Below are 21203 nucleotides of genomic sequence, written 5' to 3'. Positions count from 1 at the left end.
GGTCAATCCACCGGCAATTCGAACGTCGCGCGGGCACGGATGACGTTGCCCGGTGACGGAACGAAGCTTGATCGCAGGAAACTGTCCTCGGGCGCGGTGAAGGTCACCGCGACGGTGATCGCCTCGCTCGTTTCAGACACGGCGACGCTGTGCGTTCCGTCCACCGCCTGCAGGCTGCGGCCCACCGCGCGCGACGCGACCGCGCTGCGGTCCACGGCGTCGAGGCCGATGATCGACGCGCGGGCGCCGTCGTTGGCCGCTTGCTGCACGCTATGCGCGAGCATGAAATATTGGCCATAGACCAGCATGCCCATCAGCAACGCGAGGAGTAGCGGCAGCACCAGCGCCATTTCGACGATGGCGGCGCCGCGCTTCCCGCGCGCCAGGGTAAGAGCTGTCAGGGCAAATTTGCGGACGCGCCGCGAAAGGCGGATAGAAGCTGTCATGCCGGCACTATCGCCGCCCGCATATGAAAGCGGCGTCGAGAGAGCCCGACGCCGCTTTTGCATATTTTGCGGGATTTTTCCGCGCCGAAACCGGGTGGATTTGGTGGCGCGCTGCCTATCGTTGACGAACCGCTAATATCGGCGCGGCGCCTTCAAGCGAATAATGCGTATTATTCCGCGTCCTCCAACTTGTCCTGCGTGCGCAATTCAAAGTCCGACGCGTCGTGCCGCTCGCGCAGCTGGCTCGCCGGCTCGCCCGTCACGCGGTTGACCATCCGCCCGCGCTTGACCGCCGGGCGCGCCGCGATCTGGTCGGTCCAGCGCTGGACATTCTTATAGTCATCGACCTGCAGGAATTCGCCGGCGTCATAAACCAGACCCTTGGCCAGCGCGCCATACCAAGGCCAGATCGCCATGTCGGCGATCGTGTAATCGGCACCGGCGATATATTCGCTTTCCGCGAGGCGGCGATCGAGCACGTCCATCTGGCGCTTCACCTCCATCGCATAGCGATTGATCGGATATTCCTGCTTCGTCGGCGCATAGGCATAGAAATGACCAAAGCCGCCGCCGAGGAACGGCGCGCTACCCATCTGCCACATCAGCCAGGACAGCGCCTCGGCGCGTTTCGCGGTGTCGGTCGGCAGGAATTCGCCGAATTTCTCGGCAAGATGGATCAGGATCGCGCCCGATTCGAAAACGCGGATCGGCTCGGCGCCGCTGCGGTCGACGAGCACGGGGATCTTGCTGTTCGGATTGGCCGCGACATAGCCGCTCGAAAACTGGTCGCCTTCGCCGATATTGATCAGCCACGCGTCATATTCGGCCCCGCCATGTCCCGCCGCGAGCAGTTCCTCGAGCATCACGGTGACCTTCACCCCATTGGGCGTGCCGAGCGAATAAAGCTGGAGCGGGTGCTTGCCGATCGGCAGCTCCTTGTCGTGCGTCGGGCCGGCGACCGGACGGTTGATATTGGCGAAACGCCCGCCGCTTTCCTTGTCCCACGTCCATATTCTCGGCGGCACATATTCGCTGTTGTCGGTCATCGGAAGCTCCTGGGCTGATTTTTATACTGACCGGTAACTTAATCCGCGATTGCCGTTTGTCCACCCTGCCCGCTCAAATTATCTTCGCTGCGTGCAAAGCGGCGATCGCTTCGGGGCCATATCCGAGCTCGGCGAGGATCGCGACGCTATGCTCGCCGACCTGCGGCGCGCGGATCGGCGGAGCCTTGTCATGGCCCGAGAGCCGGATCGGCGCGCGGATGACGGGAACGGGCCCGTTCGCGCCCGGATAGCCCACCGGCTCGACGAACCCCATCGCGGCGACTTGCGGTTGCCCGAGCGCTTCGCCCGCGCGCAGCACCGGGGCCGCCGGAACTCGCGCCGCCGCAAGCTCGGCGATCGCGTCGTCGCTCGTCCGTTCGATGCACCAGCGCTGCATGATCGCGCTCAGCTCCTCGCCATTGTCGCCGCGCAAAATGTCACTAGCATACCGCGGATCGTCCACCAATTCGGGCCGTCCGACCAGTTCGCACCAGCGCGCGAAGATGGGCGCGCCGACAATCTGGGTGAGTATCCACCCGTCGCGCGTACGGAACACATCGGTCGGCCCCGAGCTGAAGGCGCGATTGCCGATCGGCTGGCGATCGATGCCGTTCAGTGCATGGTCGATCGTCAGCGCATTCGACATCGCGAGCGCGGTGCCGAGCAGCGACCCCGAAACGCATTGCCCCTTCCCCGTCGCCTCGCGTGTCCGCAGCGCGAGCATGACGCCAAAGGCACAATGGAGCGCGGTGCCGAAATCGACATAATTGACCTGCGCGCGGTAGGGCTGATCCGGCGTGCCCGTCAGATGCACCGTCCCCGACATCGCCTGCCCCACCGCGTCGAAGCCCACGCGGCTCGCAAGCGGTCCCTCGCTCCCGAATGCCGATGCGGTCGCGAGAATGATGCGCGGGTTGATCGCCGAAAGACTGTCATAATCGAGCCCCAGCTTGACCAGCGCGTCGTGCGGCAGATTGGCGATCACGACATCGGCGGTTTCGACCAACCGGCGGACGATTTCGCGGCCCTCGGGGCTGCCGGGCTTCAGCGTCAGGCAGCGTTTGGCGCGGTTCATCTGCATGAACATCGCGCCCGACCCATCCGCCGCGACCGGCACCGTATAGCGATCGTCATTGCCCCCCGGCGCCTCGATGCGGATAACGTCGGCGCCATAATCGGCGAGCAGCGCGGCGCAATAGGGGCCGGCGATATAGCGGCCGAAATCCAGTATCTTGATTCCCTTGAGCGGCACGCTCTGCTCTCCCGACCTTGTTCTTTCGACCGGGCTAGCAGCCGCTTGTCGACCCTGCCAGCGCCTTCGTCGAAAGCTGCCGCTTGCATGTTCGCGGGCGACCCATATGGTCGGCACATAATTTCAAACGGGGATAATTTCATGGCGCGCTTCGCTTTCGCCCTTGCGGCGACTTTGGCTTGTTCAACCTCGGTCTGGGCGCAGACCGCGCCCACCTCTCCTCCCGCCGCCGACGCGAAACCCGACAAGTGGGACGTCAACGCGCCGCCGGGCCTCGCGACGCGCAAGGTCCAACTCGCGGTCGACGAGGGCAGCTGGATGAACGTCGACGTCGCGCCCGACGGCCGGACGATCGCGTTCGACCTGCTCGGCGACATCTATACGATGCCGATCGAGGGCGGCACGCCGACGCGGATCGCCGAAGGGCTCGCCTATGAACATCAGCCGCGCTTCTCACCCGATGGCAAGCGCATCGCCTTCGTTTCCGATCGCGCGGGCGGCGACAATATCTGGCTGATGAACCGTGATGGCAGCGACAAGAAGCAGATCTCGAAAGAGGATTTCCGCCTGCTCAATCAGCCGAGCTGGAGCCCCGACGGCCAGTTCATCGTCGCCAAGAAGCATTTCACCACGGGCCGTTCGCTCGGCACCGGCGAGGTGTGGCTCTACCATGTCTCGGGCGGCGCCGGCGTGCCGCTCGTCAAGAAACCCAATGAGAAGCATCAGAAGGAACTTGGAGAACCGATCTTCGCCGCCGACGGCAAGAGCGTCTTCTACACGCGCAACGTCACACCGGGTCCGATCTTCGAATATGCGCAGGACAGCAACACCGACCTCTTCCACATCGAACGCTACAGCCTCGAGGATGGCGAGGCCAGCACCGCGGCATCGGGTCCCGGCGGCGCGGTCCGCCCGACGCCCTCGCCCGACGGCAAGCGCCTTGCCTTTGTCCGCCGCGAAGGGACGCAGTCGAAACTCTATGTGAAAGACCTCGCCTCGGGCGCCGAGAAAAAGGTCTATGACGCGCTCGACCAGGATGTGCAGGAAACCTGGGCGGTCACCGGCGTCTATCCGAACATGGCGTGGACCCCCGACAGCGGCGACATCGTCTTCTGGGCCGGCGGCAAGCTGCGCCGCGTGAGCGGGGCCGGCGGCGAGGCGCGCATCATCCCGTTCAGCGTCAGCGACGACCGCACGATCGTCGATGCGACACACCCGGCGGTCGAGGTCGCGCCCGACAGCTTTGCGACCAGGATGCCGCGCTGGGCCGAGGTGTCGCCCGACGGGCGCAGCGTCGTCTTCGAAACGCTCGGCAAGCTGTGGGTCAAGCCGGCGACCGGCGGCAGCGCACGGCGGCTTACGGGCGCGAAGGATGACGCGATGGAGCTCTGGCCGAACTGGTCGCGCGACGGCAAGTCGCTCGTCTTCATACGCTGGACCGACGGCGGCATGGGTGAAATCCACATCGTGGGTGCGGGCGGCGGCGCCTCGCGCAAGCTGACCACCACCCCCGGCCATTATGCCGAGCCACGCTTCTCGCCCGACGGCAAGACGATCGTGTTCGAACGGCGCGGCAGCGGCGGGCTCACCTCGGCGCGCTGGAGCGAGGACCCCGGCGTCTATCGCATCGCGGCGAGCGGCGGCAGCGCCGAGCGGATCAGCAGCGACGGCGCCAAGCCGCAGTTCGCTTCGACCAGCGACCGCGTCTTCATGGTCACCGCGAGCGACGGCAAGAGTCAGCTGGTCAGCACCGACATGAGCGGCCAGAACAAGCGCGTCCACGCCAATGGCGAACTGGTCAGCGACTACGAGATTTCACCCGACGGCCGCACACTGGCGTTCCGACAGAATTACGACGCCTATGTCACCCCGCTGATGCCCGGCGGACAGGATGTATCGCTCGGCACCAAGAGCGGCGCGCTTCCCGTGACCCGCGTTTCAGGCAGCGGCGCCGAATATATGCACTGGTCGGACGGCGGCCGCCGTCTCCACTGGAGCCGCGGCGCGACGCTGTTCAGCGCCGACCTCGCGAACCTCTTCACCAACGCGCCGGCCGACGAGAAAGCGCCCAAGTTCACCCCGCCGACCGATGGTGTATCGCTATCGATGACGCAGACGGCGTCGAAGCATAAGGGCGTCGTCGTCATCACCGGCGCCAAGATCGTGACGATGGCCGACAAGGACGGCGGCGTGATCGAAAATGGCGCGATCGTCATCGACGGCGATCGCATCACCGCGGTCGGTCCGGCGGGTGCGATCACGGTCCCGGCGGGCGCGGTCACCGTCGATGCGACCGGCAAGACAATCGTCCCCGGCTTCGTCGACGCCCACGCGCACGGCTCGCACGGCGACGACGAACTGGTGCCGCAACAGAATTGGTCGGAGATCGTCAATCTCGCGATGGGCACGACGACGAGCCACAATCCCTCGTCGCGCGCATCGGAAATCTTCGTTTCGTCCGAAATGCAGCGCGCCGGGCTGATCCTCGCGCCGCGTATCTTCTCGACCGGCGAGGTCATCTATGGCGCCAAGGCGGCCGGCGTTTATGCCGAAATCAATGGCTATGACGACGCGCTTGCGCACGTCCGCCGCCTGAAGGCGCAAGGTGCGCATAGCGTCAAAAACTACAACCAGCCGCGCCGGGACCAGCGGCAGATGGTGGTGAAGGCGGCGCAGGTCGAAGGCATGACCGTCGTGCCCGAGGGCGGCTCGCTGTTTACGCAGGACGTCACGCTGATCCAGGACGGCAATTCGACCGTCGAACACAACATCCCGCTCCACATCTTCTACAAGGATCTGGTGCAGCTGTGGGGGCAGACGCAGGTCGATTACACCCCAACGCTCGTCGTCACCTATGGCGGACCCGCGGGCGATCCCTATTGGCGCGCGCATACCAATGTGTGGGAGCATCCGATTCTCTCGCGCCACGCGCCGCCGACCGAACTCGCCGCGAACAACAAGCGCCGCGTGATCGCGCCCGAAAGCGACTATGTCGACGATGATTCGGCACGCGAAGCGGGTAAGATCGCGGCGGCGGGCCGCATGGTGTCGATCGGCGCGCACGGCCAGCAATCGGGGCTCGGCGCGCATTGGGAAATCTGGTCGTTCGTGCGCGGCGGGTGGAGCAATATCGATGCCCTCCGCGCCGCGACGATCATGCCCGCGACCTCGCTCGGTTATGCGAAGGATGTGGGATCGCTCGAGGCCGGCAAGCTCGCCGACCTCCTGATTCTCGATGCCGATCCGACCGAGAATATCCGCAATACGGAGCAAATCCACCGCGTGATGCTCGGCGGACGCCTCTACGATCCACTGACGATGAACGAGGCCGAGACGGGAACGCACAAGCGCCAGCCCTATTGGTGGGAGGCCGACAAGCCCTGATCGGGGACGATAGCGGGCGGCGGGCCGTAATTTTGTGACGAGAGGGTTGCAAGACGTTCGGCCCGCCGCTAGGGGCGTCTCCTCTCAGCGAGGAGAGTTGGCTGAGTGGTCGAAAGCGTCGCACTCGAAATGCGAAGTGCCGGCAACGGTACCGAGGGTTCGAATCCCTCACTCTCCTCCATTTTTCTACATTTTTGACCACAGCAAGCGGCCCCGGCGCACGACCGGGGCAACTCGCGGGGGCCGTTACCTGATGGTAACGAGCGACGGTGCGGCGAGCGCCGCGACGACGGCGCCGACGATCAGGAACAACACGATATAAACGATGACCACGACCACCGTGTAGCCGAGCGCTTTATCCTCTGGCGCCTTCATCAGCACCGGCAGGCCGAGATACAGCAGATAAAGCCCGTAGAGGGCGAACAAGAGGCCGATGAGGGCGAGTGCGGGCAGAATCCCGAAAATACCGCCGACCCAGCCGGCGGTCGCCGAATAGGCCGCGACCTTCAGCGCCTGAACCTGATCTTTTTGGCCGCCGAAGTTCGGTGCGAGGCCATCGATGACCAGCGCGAGGATGAAGATCGTCGCGAGCGACAAGCCATAAGAGACGACCGCCGACACGAGCGCGCCGGCGAGCGGCGGGTGATAGGTTACGCCGAGCATGGTGAACCCGAACAGCTGCCCGCCGATAAACCCGGCGAGCGGGCCGATCGCGGCCAGTACAAGCACATAGGGCACATAGATTGATTGCACCGTCGCCGGCTCGGCGGCGATGACCGGCCATGTCTCTTTGGGCTTGAGAAGAATGTCCTTCGCGCGCTGGATGATGCCCGAAGCCGGGCCGGAGATATTGGGTGGTAAGTCCGTCATAATGCGTCTCCCCTGATCGTGCGGCTCACAACCCGAATGGGATATGCAAAAGCCAGAAGAGCACTTTAGCCCGCATCGCCATTGCATCTGTAACGCTGATCACAGCCCGATTCGGCAAACCACAGCCGAATTGGAATGTAACGGACTTGAAACGTTCGTAAACCGCCATAGATTGATCCTATGACGCCAGACTCCACTTCCGAACTTCCCGCCACCGTTACTGCACCGCTGATCGGTCGCGCGCGTTTCGCGCCGGGCGACATCGTGCGCCACCGGATGTTCGACTTTCGCGGGGTGGTGTTCGACATCGACCCGGTCTTTGCGAACAGCGACGAATGGTATGAGGCTATCCCCGAGGATATCCGCCCGGCGAAAGAGCAGCCTTACTACCACCTGCTCGCCGAAAACGGCGATTCATCGTACATCGCCTATGTCAGCCAGCAGAATCTGGTGGCCGACGGCGACGGCGGGCCGATCGACCATCCACAGATCGACGCGATGTTCGAGGGGCTGGATCGCGGCCGCTACCGCGTCCGCGCCATCCACCGTCATTAATCAGGCTTTGAGCTTCCATCCCGAGGCGAGCAGGCGATAAGTCAGCAAGCCTAGTCCGATATTCACGCCGACCAGCACGAGCGCCGCGGTCAGCACCGGGTTCGCAATCGTCGAATCGACCGTTCCGATGAAGCCGTAGCGAAAGCCCATGATCGCATAATAGACGGGGTTGCCGTGCGCGATCGTCTGGAACCACGGCGCCAGCTTGTCGACCGAATAGAAGGTTCCCGACAACAGCGCGAGCGGCGTAACAACGAAATTGGTCACCGCGGCGGCATGATCGAACTTCTCGGCCCAGACCGAGGTGATGAGGCCGAGGAAGCCGAGCATCGACGCGCCGAGCACGCCAAAAACCGCGACCGCCCACAGATGGTCGGGCATGACATGCACGCCGGGCCAGAGCAGCATCGCGAGCCACAGCGCCAGGCCGACGAGGATCGAGCGCGTGATCGCAGCGCCAACCAGCGCGATGATCAATTCGCCGACCGCGAGCGGCGGCATCAGATAATCGACGATCGTTCCCTGGATCTTGCCGACGAGCAGCGAAAAGCTCGAATTGGCGAAGCTGTTTTGCAGCATCGCCATCATGATCAGACCCGGCGCAATGAAATCGGCGAAGGGAACGCCGATGACCGTCCGCCCCGCACCGCCCAGCGCGACGGTAAAAATGACGAGGAACAGGAGGGTGGTAATCGCAGGAGCCCAGATTGTTTGCAGCTGGACCTTGAAAAACCGCCGCACCTCCTTGACATATAGCGCGCGCATGCCGGGCACGTTCAGCGTTCGGATATGAGGAACGCCGGGTTCGGCAAAAGTTGGAGTCGCGGCGGAATTTGTCGAGTCGGGGCGCGAAATTTGGGGCTGGTCGTTCATGGCGTTCTCGCCTATCGCCTCCCCGATCTTACCGCAAGCTGGGCAACGACTGAATGCCGGTCCCGAAAGGATCGACAATGCGGATCGCCTGACCGCCCGCAGCGTGATTGATGAGGAATAGATTATGTCATGGACCGACGAGCGCATCGAAAGCCTGCGCACCATGTGGGAAAAAGGGCTGACCGCCAGCCAGATCGCCGACGAACTCGGCGGTGTGAGCCGCAATGCGGTGATCGGCAAGGCGCATCGCCTCGGCCTGAAATCGCGCCCGTCGCCCGTGAAGGCGACCGAGAAAGTCGCCAAGCCCGCCAAGGCCGCGGTGCCCGTAGCGCCGAAACCTGCAGCCCCCGTTTCCGCGCCGCGTGCGGCCGCACCGGTGGCGCCGCGCCCGGCCGCCCCTGCCCCGAAACTCGATGCCAAGCCGGTCGTCGACACGCCGAACGCCGACGGCGGATTGGGTGATCCGACGCCGAAAGCCGACCAGCCGCGCATCGTTTCGATCGGCCCCGGCGGCTTCATCCGCCAGGGACCCGGCGACCAGCAGGCGCCGATCCCGCCGGCACCCCCGCGCCGGCTGGTGCCCGCCAAGCCGAGCCCCGAGATCGCCGACAAGACGACCTTGCTCGACCTCAACGACCGCATCTGCCGCTGGCCGATGGGGCATCCCGGCGAGCCCGATTTCCATTTCTGCGGTGAAGCCGTGAACCCCGGCTTCCCCTATTGCGTCGAGCATTGCGGCCGCGCCTATCAGGCGCAGCTGCCGCGCGGCACGCGCCGTCCGCCCCCGCCCCCGCCCTTCGGTGGTCCCCGAGTTCGTTAAGACGCGTCCGGTGAGGCCGTTCGGACAGGATTTTCATTTCGCGCGCACGCTCGGGTTGCAAATGGTCGAGCGCGGCGACGGACGTTGCCGGATGGCGATCGACATCGAGCGCGAACGGCATTTCAACCCGCAAGGCGTTGCGCACGGCGGGGTCGCCTATTCGCTGGCCGACACGGCGATGGGCGGCGCGATCACCAGCCTGCTTGCCGACGACCTCTGGTGCGCGACTCTGGAGATCAAGTTCAACTATCATGTCGGCGTGCGCGAAGGCCGGCTGATCTGCGATGCGACCGTCCTCCATCAGGGCAAGCGCGTCGCCAATATCGACGCGCGGCTGTTCCAGGATGACCGGCTCGTCGCGAGCGCCAACGGCAATTTCGCGATTTTTCCCGCGCCGCAGGCGCATCAGGCATAGGTAAGGCGCCGGATCACTTGGACCCGGCGCCTCCCTTTCCGCTCCCAAGAGGTCAGAAGCGGTAACTCAACGTCCCGCGCACGCTGTGCGTCTGGAAATTCGGATCGCTGCGGCGAATATCGGTCCCGCCGCCGTTCAGCAGGAACGGATTGGTCGCCGGGTCGGCCGTTCCCGGGCCGACGTTCACGACATAATCCTTGTCCTTGACGTCGGTGTACAGATATTCGAGCCCGAGCCCGATATTGTTGGTGACCATCACTTCGGCACCGCCGCCGACGGCATAGCCCCAGGCGTTGGTCTTGCCATTGTCGGCAAAGCTGTTCGCGGTATTCGAGGTCGCGAACTTGTTGTCGAGCCGCGCATAGGCGCCGCCGCCCGTCACATAGAAGAGTGCGCCGCCACCGGGCGTATAACCCGCGCGAAGCCGGGCGTTCGCCTGATAGTCGGCCTCACGGCTCATTGTGTAGCTCGCGGGGGTGGTCGAAAAGCCGCTGACGCTGTCGCGCGCGACGCTGTGACCGCCCTCGACGACCGCACCGAGCACGAAATTGCCCATGCGGCGATCATAGCCGAGGCGACCGAAGAATTCGGCGCCGTCCTTGTCGTTACGGCAGCCGCTATTGGCGGTTCCGGTCGCCGCGCCGTTGCAGAAGCCGGGCGCAAAGGCGTCGGTGCCACCGGCGGTGTTGACGGGGTCGCCATAGGTGCCGTCGCGATCGGTGTCGAAGGTCAGGGTCTCGCCGCGATCGCTTCCCTGAAGCGAGGCGCCGCCGCCGATCGAGACATAGGGACCGTTGAAATCCTGCGACGGATCGCGGTCCTGTGCGACGGCCGGAACGGCGAGCAAGGATGCCGTCGAAACGGCGAGGAGAGCTGCGAGTTTCATTGTTATTACTCCACTTTTTGGTGACCTTGCGGTCCCTGCCCCAACCCGGGGGCGTCCGCCAAAGTTCCGTCGGGCGGCCGAAATGCGATGAGCCGAGCCGGCGCCGGGGCGCATGGCTTGCGCCGAAAACCCCGCTTGCCAGCGCCCTTCCCGCGCCCTTATAGCCGGTACATGAGTCACGATTTGTTCGACAGCAACCAGCCCGCGACCGACAGCTACAACGCCTCGCAGATCGAGGTGCTGGAAGGGCTCGAACCCGTCCGCCGGCGTCCCGGCATGTATATCGGCGGCACCGACGAGCGCGCGCTGCATCACCTCGCCGCCGAGGTGATCGACAACAGCATGGACGAAGCGGTTGCGGGCCACGCGACGCGGATCGAGATCGAGCTCGACGTCGGCAACCGGCTGACCGTCGTGGACAATGGCCGCGGCATGCCGGTCGATCCGCATCCGAAATTCCCGGGGAAATCGGCGCTCGAGGTCATCATGACCATGCTCCACTCGGGCGGCAAGTTCGAGGGCAAGGCTTATGCGACTTCGGGCGGCCTGCACGGCGTCGGGGTCAGCGTCGTAAACGCGCTGTCGATCGAAACTGAAATCGAAGTGGCGCGAAGCAAGCAACTTTATCGCCAGCGTTTCTCGCGCGGCACCCCACTCGGCGGGCTGGAGGAGCTCGGCCCGACGCCGAACCGCCGCGGGACAAGTGTCAGTTTCGTCCCCGATCCCGAGATTTTCGGCGATCACGGACGGTTCAAGCCGCAGCGCCTTTACCGCATGGCGCGCTCGAAGGCCTACCTGTTCGCCGGCGTCGAAATCCGCTGGAAATGCGCGCCCGAACTGATCGGCGACGACACGCCAGCCGAAGCGACCTTCCAGTTCCCCGGCGGGCTCGCCGACCACCTCAAGGAACAAATCGGCACCCGCGAATGCGCGACCGCCGAGCCGTTCGTCGGGCGGCAGGATTTCCCGGGCGACCAGGGCCGCGCCGAATGGGCGATCGCCTGGCCGCTCTGGTCGGACGGATCGTATAGCTGGTATTGCAACACCATCCCTACCCCTGCTGGCGGGACGCATGAAGCGGGCCTGCGCTCGGCGCTGACCAAGGGTTTGCGCGCGTTCGGCGAGTTGATCGGGCAGAAAAAGGCCGCGCAGATCACCGCCGAGGATTTGTTCAACGGCGGCGAGATGATGCTCTCGGTCTTCATCCGCGACCCGCAGTTCCAGAGCCAGACCAAGGACCGTCTCTCGAGCCCCGAGGCGGCGCGCTTCACCGAAAATGCCGTGCGCGATCATTTCGATCATTTCCTGTCGGACAATATGGACCGCGGCCGCGCTTTGCTCGGCCTCGTCCTTGACCGGATGGACGAGCGACTGAAACGCAAGGCCGAACGTGAGGTCAAGCGCAAGACCGCGACCAGCGGACGCAAGCTACGCTTACCGGGAAAGCTCACAGACTGTGCGAACGACGGTCCCGAAGGCACGGAATTGTTTATCGTCGAAGGCGACAGCGCCGGCGGCAGCGCCAAGCAGGCGCGCGACCGCAAGACGCAGGCGATCCTGCCGATCCGCGGCAAAATCTTGAACGTCGCGAGCGCCAGCAACGACAAGATCCGCGCGAACCAGGAAATCGCCGACCTCGCCCTCGCGCTCGGATGCGGGATGCGCAAGGATTGCGACGCCGACCGGCTGCGCTACGAGAAAATCGTCATCATGACCGACGCCGATGTCGATGGCGCGCATATCGCGACGCTGCTCATGACCTTCTTTTTCCAGGAAATGCCCGACATCGTGCGCCGCGGCCACGTCTATCTGGCGCAGCCGCCGCTCTATCGCATCACCTCGGGCAATACCTCCGCCTATGCCCGCGACGACGCGCACCGCGCCGAACTCGAAGCGACGCAGTTCAAGGGCAAGAAGGTCGACGTCGGCCGCTTCAAGGGGTTGGGAGAAATGAACCCTAACCAATTGAAAGAAACGACAATGGACCCGGCGACGCGCTCGATGCTGCGCGTGACGCTGCCGCAGGAATATGAGGAGCGGCACCTTGTCAAGGATCTGGTCGACCGGTTGATGGGCAAGCATCCCGAGCACCGCTTCCAGTTCATCCAGGCCAATGCCGCGACGCTCGACGAGGCGGCCATCGACGCCTGAGGAGGCTTTCATGGCGAAATTTCGGTCAGGGTCGATAGCCGCAGCGATGCTGGCAGCACTCTCACCGGCAATCGCTATCGCGCAGACCGCGGCGACCACAGAGCCGGTGGCGCAAACCGCCTTTGATCGCCGCGCAGCCCAGTTGGTCGACCTGTTCGGCGGCAAGGTCGCTTTCGCCGACTATTTCGATCCGTCCTTTCAGAATGCGATCCCGGAGGCGCAGTTCAAAACCTTCACCGATGGCCTGATCAGGCAATATGGTCGACCGGTTGCCATCGACAACGCCACCCCGACCGGCGGGCGTTCGGGAACCGTCCTGCTACGCTTCGAAAAAGGCGTCGCAACCGTCTTGCTGGATGTCGGCGTAGCGGCTGACGAGCGTGTGACGGGATTGCGCGTCACTGGCGTCGCGGTGACGAACGACAGCTTCGACAAGGTTGCGGCGGAAATCACGTCGCTGCCGGGGCAAACGGGCTTTCTCGTCGCCGAACTGGAGGATGCCGGAATCCGTCCCCTCGCCTCCGCCAGCCCCGACCGGCAATTCGCGGTCGGATCGACGATCAAGCTCTATATCCTCGACGAACTCGCGGCGCAGGTCAGTGCGGGCCAGCGCAAATGGTCCGACGTCGTCCCGTTGTCGCATTTCAGCTTTTCCTCGGCGGGGGCCGCAAACTGGCCCGCCGACACGCCGGTGACGCTACAGACGCTCGCCAACTGGATGATCTCGGTCAGCGACAATGGCGCAACCGACACGCTGATCCACCTGATCGGCCGCGGCCCCATCGAGGCGCGGATGCGCACCGCGGGGCATAGCGATCCGTCGCGCAACGTTCCGCTGCTAACGACGGTCGAAGCCTTTGCTCTTAAGGGAAATAATTTCAATGATTTGCGGCCCGTCTTTATCAAGGGCGACGATGCCGCGCAGCGCAAGCTGATCGAGAGCAACCAGAATCGCCTGACACTCGCCAATGTCGACGGGATCAGCTTTACCGACGGCCCGCGTTTCATCGACAGTCTCGAATGGTTCGCCAGTCCGAACGATATCGCACGGCTGATGGTTGACCTGCGCGCACGTCAGTCGAAAACCCTGCTCGCCGCGATGGCGATCAACAATGGGGTCGGTCCGGTTGCGGCGGCCGATTGGAAATATCTCGGCTATAAAGGCGGGTCGGAGAATGGCGTTTTGTCGATGAGCCTGCTCGGTCAGCGTAAATCGGACGAAAAATGGTTTGTCGTCACCGCGAGCTGGAACAATCCCGACGCCAATGTTGCGACCGAGCAATTTATCGGATTGGTAACACGCCTGCTCGCCGTCGCAGAAAAATGAGCTCGATCAGGCCATGAAGCCGGCGCGGTTACGCAATCCGTTGCCCGCGTGGAGCGTCAAGGCCAAACAGCCGGCAAACAGCACGGCGTCCTTGAACAGAAATTGCGCGGTCGATCCCATGAAAGGGAAACCATAGCCCTCCTCCCACAACGGTACGCCGAAGCTGAAGCTGAGCGTGACAAGGAAGGTAACCATGCCCATCAGACCGCCGAGCAGCCCGGCACGATGCGACCATGCGCCAAGCGCGATCAGCACACCGGTCGTCAACTCTATCGTCCCGATGACATTGCTTGTCCCCCGAACGCCGATCAGCGGATACATCCAGGAAAACAGCGGATAATGCATGGCGATGCCCGCGACCCCTTCGGCCTCATAGGCAGCGAACTTCGCCACGCCGAAAAACGCGAAGATGAAAAGCATCGACCAGCGGATCGTCCCGATCGCGAATGTTTGAGGCGGCAGTTTGTCCAGAACTTTGAGCATGAATACCCCGAATGATCGTTTCGGGATTATTCGCGCATTATCGTGGCCTGGTTACATCAGGCGGCAGTCAAAGCCGCTACCAGCGCCTTGACCTTGGCCTGTCGCCATTGCGGAGTTGGGGCAACGAGCCAATAGCCGCGTTTCACCGCGATCGTTTCGCCCACCTGCCGGACACGTCCCGCGGCGATATCGGCCTCGGCGAGCATTGCGGGAACATTCGCCTGTCCGAGCCCGTTGGCCGCGGCGTCGATCGCGAGCCCGGCATCGCCGAGGCGCAGCGCGGGTTCGCCGTCGGCCACGGGACAGCCCGGCCACGCGATGCGCGTGTCGCTGTTGCTTCCCGGCCCCGAAACGGTGACCATCAACGCGTCGGCGAGCGCTACGCCTTCATGTTCGCCCGCGCCATCGGTCCAGAAGATTGCAAGATCGAGGTTCGCCTCGGTGAAATCGATACCGCTGTCGGCCGACACCAGCGTGAAGCGCACGTCGGGCGCCTGCTGGCTATAGCGCGCGAGCCGCGGCGCAAGCCATTTGGCCGTCAGGTCGCGCGGCGCGGCGATCGTGAGCGACTGCGACGATTGTCCCGCCTGCATCGCGCGCACCGACTCTTCGAATTGCAGGAAGCCCTGCCGCAGCGCGTCGAGCCCGGCATCGGCCTCGCCCGTGAGCTCAAGCCCCTTGGGCGTGCGCCGGAACAGCACGACGCCGAGCATATCCTCGAGCGCGCGAATCTGCTGGCCGACCGCGGCGGGTGTCACCGCCAGTTCGTCCGCGGCACGGGTGAAGCTCAGGTGCCGCGCAGCGGCGTCGAAGACGCGCAGGGCGTTCAGGGGCAGGTGCGTGCGCTTCATGACGCCGTCGCAGGCGCCACGAGCGGGAAATGCGGGATCGCGACGAGCAATTGCGATCCGTCGCCCAGCTCCATCGCATAGCTCCCCACCATCGACCCTTCGGGGGTCGGCAGCGGGCAGCCCGAGACATAGTCGTACGCGCCGCCGGGCACGATCAACGGCTGTTCACCGACGACGCCTTCGCCCTCGACTTCGCTGATCTGCCCGCGCCCGTCGGCGATCCGCCAGTGACGGCTAATCAACTGCACCGCGCCCTCGCCATGATTCTCGACGCGAACATGATAGGCCCAGAACCAGCGGCCAAGCGCCGGGTGCGATTGTTCGGGCAGATAGCTGACCGCCACGCGCACGGTGATCGACCCGGTGGTCGCCGCAAAGGGGAAGAAGGAGTCGATCATCGTGTTCATGGCATCAGCGTCGCTCAAAGCCCCACCTTGGTCAATGCCTGGTCCAGGTCGGCGATGACATCGCGCGGATCTTCGAGGCCGATATTGATGCGCAGCATACCCTCGACGACGCCCATGTCGATACGCGCTTCTTCGCTCACGCCATAATGCGTCGTCGTCCAGGGATGGCAGCAGAGGCTGCGCGAATCGCCGATATTGTTGCTGATGTCGACGAGTTCGAGCGCGTTCAGGAATGCCATCGCCTGCTCGCGGCCGCCTTGGAGCACGAAGGAAAAGATCGGGCCGCACGCGCTCGATTGGCTCATCGCCAGATTATGTTGCGGATGGCTCGCCAGCCCCGGATGGAGCATCCGCGCCACGCGGCCCTCGATCGCCTTGCCGACGCTAAGCGCATTTTCCGACTGGCGCCGCGCGCGCAGGTCGAGCGTCTCGAGCCCCTTCAGCACCACCCATGCGTTGAACGGCGACAGGTTCGGCCCGGTGTTGCGCTGGAACGGCAGCAGCACGTCGTTGATGAATTTCTCGGTCCCGCACACCGCGCCCGCGAGGACGCGCCCCTGCCCGTCCATCAACTTCGTCGCCGAATAAGCGACGACGTCGGCGCCGAAATCCATCGGGCGCTGGAGCACGGCGGTCGCGAAGGCATTGTCGACGACGGTTGTGATGCCGTGCGCTTTCGCCAGCCCGCACACATGCTTCATGTCGACGATGTCCATCGTCGGGTTTGCGGGGGTTTCGAAGAAGAAGACCTTGGTGTTCGGCCGGATCGCCTTTTCCCATGCGTCATTGTCGCGGCCGTCGACGACGGTCGTTTCGATGCCGAAACGCGGGCAGAGATGGTCGACGAGCCAGCGGCACGACCCGAAGGCCGCCCGTGCAGCGACGATATGGTCGCCCGCCGACAGCTGGCAGAGCAAGGCGGTCGTCATCGCGGCCATTCCCGTCGCCTGCGTGCGGCACGCTTCGGCGCCTTCCATCAGCGCGATGCGTTCCTCAAGCATTGCGACGGTCGGGTTCTGGAGGCGCGAATAGGTCATGCCCTGTTCTTCGCCGGCAAAACGCGCCGCGACTTCCTCGGCGCTGTCATAGGTGTAGCCCGAGGTCAGGAAGAGCGCTTCCGACGTCTCACCATGCTCGCTGCGCCACGTCCCGCCGCGCACCGCCTGCGTCGCCGCATGCCAGCTCTTCGTCTTGCTGCGATCGAAACCCGTCGTTTTTTTCATCTCATCTATCCGTTCAAAGCCGAAACAACCGCATCGCCCAATGCCGCCGTTCCCATATTGCCCCCCAGATCGGCACCGCGGCATCCGTTCGCCAGCACCTTTGCGACCGCCGCCTCGATCCGCGCCGCGCTCGCCTCGTCGCCGCCCGAATGGCGTAGCAGCATCGCGAGCGACAGGATCATCGCCAGCGGGTTGGCGATGCCCCTGCCCGCGATGTCGGGGGCGCTGCCGTGGATCGGCTCGTACAAGCCCTGCTTGCCTTCGCTCAGCGATGCCGAGGCGAGCAGCCCGATCGAGCCGACGCACATCGACGCCTGATCGGACAGGATGTCGCCAAAGAGGTTGCCGGTGACGACGACGTCGAACTGGCCGGGATTGCGCACGAGCTGCATCGCGGCGTTGTCGACATACATATGGGTCAGCGTTACGTCGGGATAGTCGGCGGCGACCTCGATCACCACGTCGCGCCACAGCTGCGAGGTTTCGAGCACATTCGCCTTGTCGACCGAGCACAGCCGCTTCGCCCGTCCCTGCGCGGCGCGGAAGGCGACGTGCGCGATCCGGCGCACTTCGCTTTCGCTGTACGACATGACGTCATAGCCTTCGCGCTCGCCGCTCGCCGTCGTGCGCGTGCCCTTTTCGCCGAAATAGACGTCGCCGTTGAGCTCGCGGACGATCAACAGGTCGATCGCCGATGCGACTTCGGGACGGAGCGCCGAGCTGTCTTCGAGTCCGGCAAACAGTTTGGCCGGGCGCAGGTTGGCGAACAGTCCGAGTTCGGCACGCAAGCCGAGGATCGCCTGTTCGGGGCGCAAATGGCGCTCGACATTGTCGAAGCGCGGATCGCCAACGGCGCCAAAGAGGAGAGCATCGGCGGCTTTCGTCTTCGCCAGCGTTTCGGGGGGCAGCGGGTGGCCTGTGGCTTCATACGCCGCCCCGCCGACGAGCGCGCGGTCGAGCGTCACGGGCAATGCGAGCGCGGTCAGGACCTTCTCGGCCTCCACCATGATTTCCGGACCGATACCATCGCCAGCCAGCAGGAGGATTTTCAACGTGTCGCCCTTTCGTGTCTCGCCAGCCGCTTAGACAGCGGCGGCGCGTCACGCAACCGCCCTGCCCAGCCGGGAGATCAATCTTTCCCTTGACGTCAGCAAGTCGCGGTTGCGGCCGTCGAGAATGTCGCGGTCGAGGAAATGGCCGGTGATGATCAAGCCATCGAGGACATCGCTCATCGGCGGAGCGGCATCTTGTCCGCGCAGAAACGGCGGCAGGCGAAACAGCCGTTCCTCATAACCCGCCGCAGCACCAGCGCTCACCGCGCCGCCCGATTTGGGGCTTATGAAAGCGAGATCGTCGGGCGAGCCGGTTACGACGCATTCCTCAAGGTTCAGGCCGAAACCCAATTCGGCGAGCAACAGCAACTCGTAACGCGTCAGCGCCGCGGCCCATTGCCGCGCCGAAGCGGCAACCCCAATCGCATCCAGAACGGCCGACAGGGCTGAATAGAGCGCCGGATAAGGCTGGCTTTCGGGTAGAGTCGATGCGGTGAGGCTTGTCAGCCAATCAATAGCAGCAGCAGCCAGTGGCTCGGCGAGCAGCGGCGCGCGGCTTTCCAGCAACTCCACGGTCGCACCGCCAAGCTGTTCCTCGGTCCGGGAGCGCAGCTCGAGCACAACGAGATTGCCGGGCATCAGGATCGGCCGCAGTCGCCGCGAGCGGCCGCCGCGCACATAGCCCGCGACCAGACCCGCCTCTTCGGTCAGCGCGCGCAGAATCGCGCCATGTTCGCCATGCGCGCGCACCGCGCAGACGATGGCATCGGCGGTCAGGCTGGCCAAAGCACCATCTGCGTCTGCGTCACCAGCGCGACCTCGGCGCCATCCTCGGTGCGGATGCGCGTCTGCCACACCGACACCCGCTTACCGATCTTCACGGGGGTCGCCTCGCCAACAAGCATTGATCCGACCGGGCCCGCGCCCAGAAAGTTGGTCTTGCTCTCGATCGTCGTCGTACCGTTCGCCCCCTCGGGCAGCGTCAGGAATGCCCCCACGGCGCCGAGGCAATCGGCAAAGGCCATGATCGCCCCGCCATGGACGATCCCACCCGCGGTACAGATTTCGGCGCGCACGGGCAGCTTGCCCGCGACGCGCTCCTTGCTGCCTTCGTGAATCGTGACGCCCAGCGTTCCCGCGAGCGGCATAGCTGCTGCAAAATCCATTAAACTCCCCTCACCGTCCCGAATGATAGAAATCATGCACGGCCTGCGCGACCGCCGCGCTCACCCCCGGCGCCTTTTGCAGATCTTCGAGGCTCGCACCGCGCACCGCGCGCGCGGTGCCGAAATGCATCAGCAGCGCCTTCTTGCGCGACGGTCCGATCCCCGGAACCTCGTCGAGCGGCGACGCGCCCATCGCTTTCGACCGCTTCGCCCTGTGCGCGCCGATCGCGAAGCGGTGCGCCTCGTCGCGCAACCGCTGGATGTAGAAGAGCACCGCGTTGTTCGGGGGCAAGGTGAACTCGCGCCCGTCGGGATGGTAGAAAGTCTCGCGCCCGGCATTGCGGTCAGGCCCCTTGGCCACCCCGATAAAGGTCAGGTCGTCGATCCCCAGTTCGGCGAACACCGCTGCGACCGCAGATACCTGCCCTTTGCCGCCGTCGATCAGCACCAGGTCGGGCCATTCGCCCTTTGTGCGCTCGGGATCCTCCTCGATCGCGCGCGCAAAGCGGCGCTGGAACACTTCGCGCATCATCGCAAAATCGTCGCCCGGCATCGTCTCGGCGCGCTTGATGTTGAATTTGCGGTACGCGCCCTTGATCCAGCCATCCGGGCCCGCGACGACCATCGCGCCGAGCGCATTGGTGCCCTGGATGTGGCTGTTGTCGTAAATCTCGATCCGCTGCGGCGGATTTTCGAGGTCGAACAGTTCGGCCAGTTCACGCCCCAGCTTCGCCTGCGAGCTGCTTTCCGCTAGCCGCCGGTCGAGTTCCTCGCCGGCGTTGCGCACCGCCTGCTCCAGCAACCGCCGCCGATTGCCGCGCTGCGGCACACTGATCTCGATCCTGCGCTCGGCCACCTCGCCCAGTGCCTCGGCCAGCAGCGCGCATTCGGCGGGCTCGCGATCGACGAGGATCGTCTTTGGCGGCGGCACGCCCTCGTAAAACTGCATCAGGAAGCTGGCCATCACCTCGGCCTCGGGTACGCCCGACACATGGGCGGGGAAGAAGCTGCGATGCCCCCAATTCTGCCCGCCGCGGATGAAGAAGCCCGCGATGCACAGCTGCCCGCCCTTCGCCGCGAGCGCGAACACGTCGGCGTCGCCGAGCCCGTCGGCATGCACCGACTGGCTGCCCTGGATGAAGGTCAGCGATTTCAGCCGGTCGCGGATCACCGCCGCCTGCTCATAGTCCATCGCCTCGGCGGCCTGCGTCATCGCATCGCCCAGCCTCTTCTGGACCGCCGTCGAGCGCCCTTCGAGGAAATCCTGCGCGTCGCTCACCAGCGCGGCATAATCCTCCTTCGAGATGCGGTCGACACACGGCGCGCTGCACCGCTTGATTTGATAGAGCAGGCACGGCCGCGACCGGTTGGCAAAGAAACTGTCGGTGCAACTGCGCAGAAGGAAGGTCTTCTGCAATGCGTTGAGCGTCTGGTGGACCGATCCGGCGCTTGCGAACGGCCCGTAGTAGCGCCCCTTCGCGCGCCGCGCGCCGCGGTGCTTCTGGACACGCGGAAAATCATGGTCGGTGCGCAGCAGGATGAAGGGGAAGCTTTTGTCGTCGCGCAGCAGGACATTGTACGGCGGGCGGTATCGCTTGATGAGCTGCGCCTCGAGCAGCAGCGCTTCGGCCTCGCTCGTCGTGGTGACGATCTCCATCGCGCGCGTCTGCGATACCATCCGCTGCAGCCGCTGCGGCAGCCGCGCGACCTGCGTATAATTGGTGACGCGGTTTTTGAGCGCGCGCGCCTTGCCGACGTAGAGCACGTCGCCGCGCGCATCGAGCATGCGGTAGACGCCGGGACGCGTCGGCAATTTGCGCACCACGCTGCGGATCGCCTCGGCACCGCGCTCAAGGTCGGGCTGGTCGCCGTCCCCGTCGCCGCCGCGGATGACATAGGTCGCTTTTTCTTCGTTGAATCGGTCGGGAGCGTTCGGGCGAGCCATGATTTTGCATGTAGGCGATGGCGGTGCGACCCGCCATAGTGTGCGAAGTAA

Annotated in this window: 20 protein-coding genes and 1 tRNA gene; 7 read left to right on the top strand and 14 right to left on the bottom strand. The window is 64.6% G+C overall.

Going from position 1 to position 21203, the window contains the following annotated elements; all coding sequences use genetic code 11:
- Positions 1–2: 2 nt before the first annotated feature.
- The 3 genes from VJ811_RS14825 to VJ811_RS14815 form a co-directional block, all read right to left on the bottom strand.
- Positions 3–446, bottom strand: coding sequence for a TadE/TadG family type IV pilus assembly protein (locus VJ811_RS14825; RefSeq protein WP_324073697.1), 444 nt, complete (start codon positions 444–446; stop codon positions 3–5).
- 170 nt (positions 447–616) lie between these two features.
- Positions 617–1492, bottom strand: coding sequence for a glutathione-dependent disulfide-bond oxidoreductase (gene yghU / locus VJ811_RS14820; RefSeq protein ID WP_324073694.1), 876 nt, complete (start codon positions 1490–1492; stop codon positions 617–619).
- 73 nt (positions 1493–1565) lie between these two features.
- Entirely contained in the window at positions 1566–2744 is a 1179-nt protein-coding gene (locus VJ811_RS14815) for a CoA transferase (protein ID WP_324073692.1), read from the bottom strand.
- Between the two features lie 141 nt (positions 2745–2885).
- Between VJ811_RS14815 and VJ811_RS14810 the strand changes: the two genes are divergently transcribed.
- Complete coding sequence (locus VJ811_RS14810) at positions 2886–6128, top strand: amidohydrolase family protein (RefSeq protein WP_324073690.1); 3243 nt, start codon at positions 2886–2888, stop codon at positions 6126–6128.
- Positions 6129–6219: 91 nt separating this feature from the next.
- A tRNA-Ser gene (locus VJ811_RS14805) sits at positions 6220–6309 on the top strand.
- Between the two features lie 65 nt (positions 6310–6374).
- On the opposite strand, the gene VJ811_RS14800 is transcribed toward VJ811_RS14805, so the two are convergent.
- On the bottom strand, positions 6375–6998 hold the full coding sequence (locus VJ811_RS14800) for a Yip1 family protein (protein WP_324073688.1): 624 nt from the start codon (positions 6996–6998) through the stop codon (positions 6375–6377).
- Between the two features lie 180 nt (positions 6999–7178).
- Between VJ811_RS14800 and hspQ the strand changes: the two genes are divergently transcribed.
- Complete coding sequence (gene hspQ, locus VJ811_RS14795; RefSeq protein WP_324073686.1) at positions 7179–7553, top strand: heat shock protein HspQ; 375 nt, start codon at positions 7179–7181, stop codon at positions 7551–7553.
- On the opposite strand, the gene VJ811_RS14790 is transcribed toward hspQ, so the two are convergent.
- On the bottom strand, positions 7554–8426 hold the full coding sequence (locus VJ811_RS14790) for an ABC transporter permease (RefSeq protein ID WP_324073684.1): 873 nt from the start codon (positions 8424–8426) through the stop codon (positions 7554–7556).
- Positions 8427–8550: 124 nt separating this feature from the next.
- Here VJ811_RS14790 and VJ811_RS14785 point away from each other — a divergent pair, with 124 nt between their 5' ends.
- Positions 8551–9246: a GcrA family cell cycle regulator gene (locus tag VJ811_RS14785; RefSeq protein WP_324073682.1), complete on the top strand. Its 696-nt coding sequence runs from the start codon at positions 8551–8553 to the stop codon at positions 9244–9246.
- Between the two features lie 10 nt (positions 9247–9256).
- The gene (locus tag VJ811_RS14780) at positions 9257–9661 is read left to right on the top strand and encodes a PaaI family thioesterase (RefSeq protein WP_324073681.1); all 405 of its coding nucleotides are present in this window, start codon (positions 9257–9259) and stop codon (positions 9659–9661) included.
- Positions 9662–9713: 52 nt separating this feature from the next.
- On the opposite strand, the gene VJ811_RS14775 is transcribed toward VJ811_RS14780, so the two are convergent.
- The gene (locus tag VJ811_RS14775) at positions 9714–10547 is read right to left on the bottom strand and encodes an outer membrane protein (RefSeq protein WP_324073679.1); all 834 of its coding nucleotides are present in this window, start codon (positions 10545–10547) and stop codon (positions 9714–9716) included.
- 171 nt (positions 10548–10718) lie between these two features.
- Between VJ811_RS14775 and parE the strand changes: the two genes are divergently transcribed.
- Both parE and VJ811_RS14765 read left to right on the top strand, forming a co-directional pair.
- On the top strand, positions 10719–12698 hold the full coding sequence (gene parE / locus VJ811_RS14770; protein WP_324073677.1) for a DNA topoisomerase IV subunit B: 1980 nt from the start codon (positions 10719–10721) through the stop codon (positions 12696–12698).
- Positions 12699–12708: 10 nt separating this feature from the next.
- A complete protein-coding gene (locus VJ811_RS14765) occupies positions 12709–14025 on the top strand; it encodes a serine hydrolase (protein WP_324073675.1) in 1317 nt (438 codons plus the stop codon).
- A 6-nt stretch (positions 14026–14031) separates the two neighbouring features.
- Here VJ811_RS14765 and VJ811_RS14760 read toward each other — a convergent pair whose 3' ends face one another.
- Genes VJ811_RS14760 through uvrC form a run of 8 tightly spaced genes read right to left on the bottom strand, consistent with a single transcriptional unit; the run spans position 14032 to position 21152 of the window.
- Entirely contained in the window at positions 14032–14508 is a 477-nt protein-coding gene (locus tag VJ811_RS14760) for a YkgB family protein (RefSeq protein ID WP_324073673.1), read from the bottom strand.
- Positions 14509–14564: 56 nt separating this feature from the next.
- A complete protein-coding gene (locus VJ811_RS14755) occupies positions 14565–15359 on the bottom strand; it encodes a LysR family transcriptional regulator (RefSeq protein WP_324073671.1) in 795 nt (264 codons plus the stop codon).
- Entirely contained in the window at positions 15356–15757 is a 402-nt protein-coding gene (gene apaG / locus VJ811_RS14750; RefSeq protein WP_081940577.1) for a Co2+/Mg2+ efflux protein ApaG, read from the bottom strand. The genes VJ811_RS14755 and apaG overlap by 4 nt, the downstream gene beginning before the upstream one ends.
- A 23-nt stretch (positions 15758–15780) precedes the next feature.
- Positions 15781–16989: a trans-sulfuration enzyme family protein gene (locus tag VJ811_RS14745; RefSeq protein WP_324073669.1), complete on the bottom strand. Its 1209-nt coding sequence runs from the start codon at positions 16987–16989 to the stop codon at positions 15781–15783.
- 5 nt (positions 16990–16994) lie between these two features.
- Positions 16995–18041 carry a 3-isopropylmalate dehydrogenase gene (leuB, locus tag VJ811_RS14740; RefSeq protein WP_324073667.1) on the bottom strand — a complete coding sequence of 349 codons (1047 nt, stop codon included), beginning with the start codon at positions 18039–18041 and terminating at the stop codon, positions 16995–16997.
- A gap of 48 nt (positions 18042–18089) precedes the next feature.
- Positions 18090–18827, bottom strand: a complete 738-nt coding sequence (gene recO / locus VJ811_RS14735; protein ID WP_324073665.1) for a DNA repair protein RecO — start codon at positions 18825–18827, stop codon at positions 18090–18092.
- Positions 18815–19207: a PaaI family thioesterase gene (locus VJ811_RS14730; protein ID WP_324073663.1), complete on the bottom strand. Its 393-nt coding sequence runs from the start codon at positions 19205–19207 to the stop codon at positions 18815–18817. The genes recO and VJ811_RS14730 overlap by 13 nt, the downstream gene beginning before the upstream one ends.
- A gap of 10 nt (positions 19208–19217) precedes the next feature.
- Positions 19218–21152: an excinuclease ABC subunit UvrC gene (uvrC, locus tag VJ811_RS14725; RefSeq protein ID WP_324073662.1), complete on the bottom strand. Its 1935-nt coding sequence runs from the start codon at positions 21150–21152 to the stop codon at positions 19218–19220.
- Positions 21153–21203: the final 51 nt, after the last annotated feature.

This window comes from Sphingopyxis sp. (genome assembly GCF_035250425.1).
Lineage (GTDB): Bacteria > Pseudomonadota > Alphaproteobacteria > Sphingomonadales > Sphingomonadaceae > Sphingopyxis.
Note: the sequence above shows the minus strand (reverse complement) of the source record. Positions and strands in the feature narration are given on the sequence as shown.

Excerpts from the sequence above, each read along its gene's own strand:
- VJ811_RS14810 (WP_324073690.1), top strand. The coding sequence starts at position 2,886 with ATGGCGCGCTTCGCTTTCGCCCTTGCGGCGACTTTGGCTTGTTCAACC.
- VJ811_RS14775 (WP_324073679.1), bottom strand. The coding sequence starts at position 10,547 with ATGAAACTCGCAGCTCTCCTCGCCGTTTCGACGGCATCCTTGCTCGCC.
- VJ811_RS14765 (WP_324073675.1), top strand. The coding sequence starts at position 12,709 with ATGGCGAAATTTCGGTCAGGGTCGATAGCCGCAGCGATGCTGGCAGCA.
- yghU (WP_324073694.1), bottom strand. The coding sequence starts at position 1,492 with ATGACCGACAACAGCGAATATGTGCCGCCGAGAATATGGACGTGGGAC.
- uvrC (WP_324073662.1), bottom strand. The coding sequence starts at position 21,152 with ATGGCTCGCCCGAACGCTCCCGACCGATTCAACGAAGAAAAAGCGACC.
- VJ811_RS14825 (WP_324073697.1), bottom strand. The coding sequence starts at position 446 with ATGACAGCTTCTATCCGCCTTTCGCGGCGCGTCCGCAAATTTGCCCTG.
- VJ811_RS14790 (WP_324073684.1), bottom strand. The coding sequence starts at position 8,426 with ATGAACGACCAGCCCCAAATTTCGCGCCCCGACTCGACAAATTCCGCC.
- VJ811_RS14800 (WP_324073688.1), bottom strand. The coding sequence starts at position 6,998 with ATGACGGACTTACCACCCAATATCTCCGGCCCGGCTTCGGGCATCATC.
- VJ811_RS14785 (WP_324073682.1), top strand. The coding sequence starts at position 8,551 with ATGTCATGGACCGACGAGCGCATCGAAAGCCTGCGCACCATGTGGGAA.
- VJ811_RS14760 (WP_324073673.1), bottom strand. The coding sequence starts at position 14,508 with ATGCTCAAAGTTCTGGACAAACTGCCGCCTCAAACATTCGCGATCGGG.
- apaG (WP_081940577.1), bottom strand. The coding sequence starts at position 15,757 with ATGATCGACTCCTTCTTCCCCTTTGCGGCGACCACCGGGTCGATCACC.
- VJ811_RS14730 (WP_324073663.1), bottom strand. The coding sequence starts at position 19,207 with ATGGATTTTGCAGCAGCTATGCCGCTCGCGGGAACGCTGGGCGTCACG.
- VJ811_RS14745 (WP_324073669.1), bottom strand. The coding sequence starts at position 16,989 with ATGAAAAAAACGACGGGTTTCGATCGCAGCAAGACGAAGAGCTGGCAT.
- VJ811_RS14755 (WP_324073671.1), bottom strand. The coding sequence starts at position 15,359 with ATGAAGCGCACGCACCTGCCCCTGAACGCCCTGCGCGTCTTCGACGCC.
- hspQ (WP_324073686.1), top strand. The coding sequence starts at position 7,179 with ATGACGCCAGACTCCACTTCCGAACTTCCCGCCACCGTTACTGCACCG.
- parE (WP_324073677.1), top strand. The coding sequence starts at position 10,719 with ATGAGTCACGATTTGTTCGACAGCAACCAGCCCGCGACCGACAGCTAC.